This is a genomic window from Rhizobium sp. P1_E1 (genome assembly GCF_056406015.1).
Genome location: NZ_JBFUAY010000262.1, coordinates 1 through 5413 on the forward strand (window position 1 = coordinate 1; position 5413 = coordinate 5413).

Here is a 5413-nt window from a genome sequence, read left to right on the forward strand (position 1 = left end):
TGGATAGGCAGGGCGTCAACTTCACGCTCTACGACGACAAGGCGCGTGCCAACCTGCTGACGCATCTGACGGCGGCGCGCTATGCCCAGGTGATGGTGCCGATCGTCGACAGCCTGACCGGCGTGGCGATGGCGCTCGTCATCGTCGTCGGCGGTGCCCGCGTTCTCAATCAGGCGCTCGATGTCGGCGTGCTCGTCGCCTTCCTGTTCTACATTCAGCGCTTCTTCGACCCGATCCGTTCGCTGACCCTGCAATATTCGGTGATGCAGCGTGCCATGGCTTCCGGCCAGCGGCTGACCGAAGTGCTCGACGTGCCTGTCGACATCAAGGATGCGCCTGGTGCCACGGCGCTATCGCGCGACATGGACGGCTCGGTGGAATTCAAGGACGTCGTCTTCGGCTATAATCCGAAGCATCCGGTGCTGAAGCATGTCAGCTTCAAGGTCAATCCCGGCGAGACGGTGGCGCTGGTCGGGCCGACGGGATCCGGCAAATCGAGCTGCATGTCGCTGATCCATCGCTTTTACGATGTACAGCGAGGCCAGGTGCTGGTCGGCGGCCACGATGTGCGCGCGCTGACGCAGGATTCGCTCGGGGCGCAGATCGCTATGGTGCTGCAGGAACCCTTCCTCTTCACCGGCACCGTTTTCGAGAACATCCGCTACCACAAGCTGGAGGCGACGCGCGAACAGGTGATCGAGGCGGCCAAAGCCGTCGGCGCGCACGACTTCATCATGCGTCTGCCGGAGGGTTACGATAGCGTTCTGGGCGAGCGCGGCGGCAACCTTTCGCTCGGCCAGCGCCAGCTTTTGAGCTTTGCCCGTGCATTGGTGGCCGACGCGAAGATCCTCGTGCTCGACGAAGCGACCGCCAATATCGACAGCTATACCGAGATGCTGATCCAGAAAGCGCTGGTAAAGCTGCTCGAAAACCGCACCGGCCTCGTCATCGCCCACCGGCTTGCGACAATCCGCGAGGCGGACCGCATCATCGTGCTGCAGAACGGCGAAATCATCGAAAGCGGCGACCACCGTCAACTGATGAAGAACGGCAAGCTCTATTCCAAGCTCTATAACCTCAATTACGCCTCCTTCGACGATATTCCCGAAGATGTGCTGGAAGAGACGACGGCGACGCAATCGGCGACCTAGCGCATCGGCCCGAAAATCGGACTCGATTTTCGAAAAGCACGATGAGTAGATTCAAAGTGTTAGAACGTCCTTTGTGCGTCCCGGAGGACGCACGGCGCTCTAATCCCGGATGACATGCGTTAACGCCTGTCGCAAAGTTTGAACGAACAAACGACTTGCTGCCGCATTTGCCCCTTATCCGGGGCAAGTGCCACTGAGGAGAATATTATGAAGAGAGTTATTAGCAGCCTGTTGATCGCCACGGCCCTTGTTGGATCGGCCATTCAGCCTGCTGCCGCGYGTGACCACCGTCATCACGATAACACCGGTCGAATCATCGCCGGCGGCGTTGCCGCAGGGGTTGTCGGCGGGCTCATTGGCGGCGCAATCGCCAATGGCGGCGGCCCTCGCTACGTCGAGGAGCCTCGTTATGTCGATGGCCCTCGCTATGTCGAACCCGCGCCGAGATGCTGGTATGAGGACCGCGATGTCCGCAACCGCTATGACGGCGGCTATCACGCCGAAACTGTACGCGTCTGCGAATAACGGGTTCATAAACCCGTCACCGGGAGGCCGAACTTCCCGAGCGGCGTGACCGATCATTCGTCGCCGCTCATATTCGTTCCCCCTCAGCCGAGGTTGCGTCCAGCGGCCTCGGCAATCGCTATTGCCCGCGGTTATCCCCCTTATCGAAAAAATCTCGTTGCCATGCGATCGCTTGTCATCCGGCTGTCAGAGACGATCAATAGCTGAAAGCCAATGAATGATGGTCCAGTGAACGGCGCCAAGGCGCCGAAGAAAGAACGCATGCGCTTCGTCAGCGCCGAGCAGGTCGCGCAATTGGCGGGCGTTTCGCGCTCCGCGGTCTCGCGCACATTCACGCCGGGTGCCAGCGTCGCTCCGACGACGCGCGAAAAAGTGCTGCGAGCGGCGCGGGAGCTCGGCTACCACGTCAACGACCTGGCGCGCGGCGTGCTTGCCAACCAGAGCCGCCTTGTCGGCATCGTCGCGACACGGCCGGAAGTGGGTTTTCGCGCGCATCTGGCGGCAGCACTAGCCAAAGCCCTGATCAAACGCGGCAGCATCCCGATCCTCATCAACACCGGCCAGACGGAAGAAGAGCTGCTCGCCGCCCAGAAGATGCTGATCGGCCACCGCGCCGAGGCGATCATCATCCTGTCCGGCTCGCCGCCGGCGAGTTTCTTCGAACTCGCACAGCGAAATGGCCAGCCGCTCGTCGTGATCGGCCGTTCGGAACCCGACGCCGACCATGTGCGTGCCGGCAACTCCGAAGCCTCCCGCAAGGCGGCGACGGCCTTTTACGAAAGCGGCAGACGGCGGCTGGCGGTCATCGGCTCCAACACGGGAACACCTGCTATCATCGAGCGCGAAAGCGCCTTCCTGTCGACCGCCGAGTCGCTCGGTGCATCCGTCGTCGTCGGACGCGGCGGCGACTCCGACTATGACGGCGGTGTTGCCGCAGCGCGCGCACTCTTTTCGGAGACAATAAAGCCCGACGCCGTCTTCTGCGCCAACGACCAGATCGCCTTCGGACTGATGGACGTCGTGCGCCTGGAAGCCCGGCTGCGCATCCCCGAGGACGTCGCCGTCATCGGCTTCGACGACGTGCCGGAATCCTCCTGGCTGAGCTACAGGCTCACCACCTTCCGCCAGGACCCGCTGACCATGGCGCTGCGCGCCGTCGAGCTGATGGAGCGGCGGCTTGAAAAGCCCGATGCGCCTCCGGGTTACGAACGCGTCATTCCGGAACTCGTCATCCGCCAGAGCTTCAAACCCTGACCCTTCCGCGCGGCTTTTCGCAGGCGTCATCCTGTGGCAAGAAGGGGCATGACACGTGACCCGGGAGGAAGATCGCCTGAGATGAAGGGAATTCGCCAGCTCGCCGAGCATCTCGACATTTCGATCGGAACGGTGTCCCGTGCGCTGAACGGCAAGCCCGACGTCAACGACGAAACGCGCCGGCGCGTGCTCGCAGCCGCCGAAGAGCTCGGTTATGTCGCCAACCAGTCGGGCCGCAGCCTTCGCCAGGGCATGACCAATGTCATCGGGTTGATGCTCGAAGTGAGCCGCGAGACGGTCGAAAACAGCGACGACTTCTTCCTTGGCGTCACCGACGGGCTGCAGAGCGTCTTTTCCCGTCACAAGCTCGACCTCGTCATGCTGCCCTGCCCCGATGACGAGGACCCGCACGAATATCTGAAGCGCATGGTGGCGCGCCGCCTTGTCGACGCGCTGATCATCTCGGCGACACGACGCACCGACCGGCGCATCGAGCTTCTGGAAAAGGCCCGCATCCCCTTCGTGGCGCTCGGCCGCAGCGCGTCGGGCGGCAGCTACACCTGGATGGACCTCGATTTCGAGGGCGTGGCGTCGCGCGGCGTCGACCGGCTGGTCGCCAAAGGCCACCGGCGGATCGCCGTAGCTGCACCCTCCTCCGACATCAATCTCGGCTACCTCTTCCTCGACGCCTACCGCCAGGCCCTGCAACGGCATGATATCCCCTTCGACCCGGCCCTCGTCATCCGGGTCAAGTCGAGCGAACAGGGCGGCTATCAGGCCGGCCACGAATTGCTAATGATCGAGCAGCGGCCGACGGCGATCATCCTGATCCATGAACTGATGGCGATCGGGCTTTACCGACGGCTTGCCGAGGCCGGCGTCGTGCCCGGCCGCGACCTCGCCGTCGTCGGTTTCCGCGAGGAGCCGCGCACGCATTTCCTGCAGCCGACGCTGACGTCCTTCCGTATGTCGCTGCGCGATCTCGGCGCGCAGCTCGGCGAAACCCTGCTCGCCACCATGCCGGCCTATGCCGATCACTATCCGCAGGGTGCCCGCAACAGGATCTGGCCGCTGGAACTCGTTCCGGGCGAAAGCGACGCTTTCACGCTGACGGCTTGAAGCCCGCCGCGTCGATATGTTTGACCGCTTGCATCAGACCCGGCTTGGAGCAGGCTGCTCCCTGCTCGACAGCTGATGCGTGACGAAGAAGACCAGCAGGGCTCCGGCCGCCAGGCAGGCCGCCAGGAAGAACATCGGCGCGATCGTGCTGCCGCTCGCTTCCTTGATCCAAGGCACGACGTTCTGGGCGACGAAACCGCCGAGATTTCCGACCGAATTGATGGCGGCAAGGCCGGCTGCGGCACCCGCACCCTTGAGGAAACGGGAGGGCAGGCTCCAGAACACCGGCTGGGGAGCGAAGATCCCGGCAGCAGCGACGCAGAGAAAAGCAAATTGCAAACTGTGGTTCGGGATCAGCGCCGAGAGCAGCAGGCAGGCGGCGCCGATGAAAGCCGGAATGACGATATAGGGCGTCTTCGATTGCGCCTTGTCGGCCATGGCGGGAACGACATAGAGCGCGATCGCAACCAGCACCCAGGGAATGATGTTGAGAAAACCGTTCACCGTGTTGCTGACGCCGAAAGCCTTGACGATGGTCGGCAGCCAGTAGCTCAGCCCATAGGCCGAAAGCGGAAAGGCGATATAGCAGAGTGCCATTAGCAGCACCCGTGGGTCGATGAGCGCCTTGAAGCCGCTTCCAGCATTCTCGCCCATGCCGGCATTTTCCGAGGCGAGCCTTCGTTCCAGCCACTGCTTCTCCTCGCCGCTGAGGAAGCTTGCGTTTTCAGGCCGGCCGGGAAGATAGAAGAAGGTGACGATGCCGGCGATGACAGCCGGAATACCCGTCGCCAGGAACACCCACTCCCAGCCGGCAAAGCCGTAAAGACCGTCGAGATCGAGCAGCACGCCGCCGAGCGGCGCACCGACGGCATTGGCGATCGCGCTGAAGATCATGAACAGCCCGACCATCCTGCCGCGATAGACTGAAGGGAACCACAGCGTCAGCAGATAGAGGACGCCGGGAAAGAAGCCGGCTTCGCAGACACCGAGCAGGAAACGCAGGATATAGAACATCGTCGCGTTCTGCGTGAAGGCGAGCGCGATGGTGACGATGCCCCAGGAGACCAGGATGCGGGCGAACCAGACACGGGCGCCGAGCCTGTCGAGGAAGAGGTTGCTCGGCACCTCGAAGAGAAAATAGCCGATGAAGAAGAGCGAAGCGCCGAGACCGTAGGCATATTCGCTCATTCCGAGGGCATCGACCATCTGCAGCTTGGCGAAACTGACGTTCTGCCGATCGATATAGGCGATGAGATAAAGGATGCCGAGAAAGGGCATCAGCTTCCAGGTGATTTTCGAGATCCGCCGCTTCTCGTCGACCATAAGTATCCTCCGGTATGACCATGCTTCGTCACGGCGTAGAT

5 protein-coding genes are annotated in these 5413 nt (G+C 62.4%); 4 read left to right on the forward strand and 1 reads right to left on the reverse strand.

From position 1 onward, the window contains the following. From AC1D1Z_RS33450 to AC1D1Z_RS33465, 4 genes are all read left to right on the forward strand, one after another. On the forward strand, nucleotides 1-1151 hold a 1151-nt coding region (locus tag AC1D1Z_RS33450), incomplete at its 5' end, for an ABC transporter ATP-binding protein (protein WP_477853131.1). A 207-nt stretch (nucleotides 1152-1358) separates the two neighbouring features. Continuing rightward, a complete protein-coding gene (locus AC1D1Z_RS33455) occupies nucleotides 1359-1676 on the forward strand; it encodes a hypothetical protein (RefSeq protein ID WP_477853132.1) in 318 nt (105 codons plus the stop codon). A gap of 213 nt (nucleotides 1677-1889) precedes the next feature. Then, the gene (locus AC1D1Z_RS33460) at nucleotides 1890-2930 is read left to right on the forward strand and encodes a LacI family DNA-binding transcriptional regulator (RefSeq protein WP_247265465.1); all 1041 of its coding nucleotides are present in this window, start codon (nucleotides 1890-1892) and stop codon (nucleotides 2928-2930) included. An 81-nt stretch (nucleotides 2931-3011) separates the two neighbouring features. Next, nucleotides 3012-4049, forward strand: coding sequence for a LacI family DNA-binding transcriptional regulator (locus AC1D1Z_RS33465; protein WP_018448766.1), 1038 nt, complete (start codon nucleotides 3012-3014; stop codon nucleotides 4047-4049). Between the two features lie 33 nt (nucleotides 4050-4082). Here AC1D1Z_RS33465 and AC1D1Z_RS33470 read toward each other — a convergent pair whose 3' ends face one another. Next, nucleotides 4083-5372, reverse strand: a complete 1290-nt coding sequence (locus AC1D1Z_RS33470; RefSeq protein WP_477853133.1) for an MFS transporter — start codon at nucleotides 5370-5372, stop codon at nucleotides 4083-4085. Nucleotides 5373-5413: the final 41 nt, after the last annotated feature.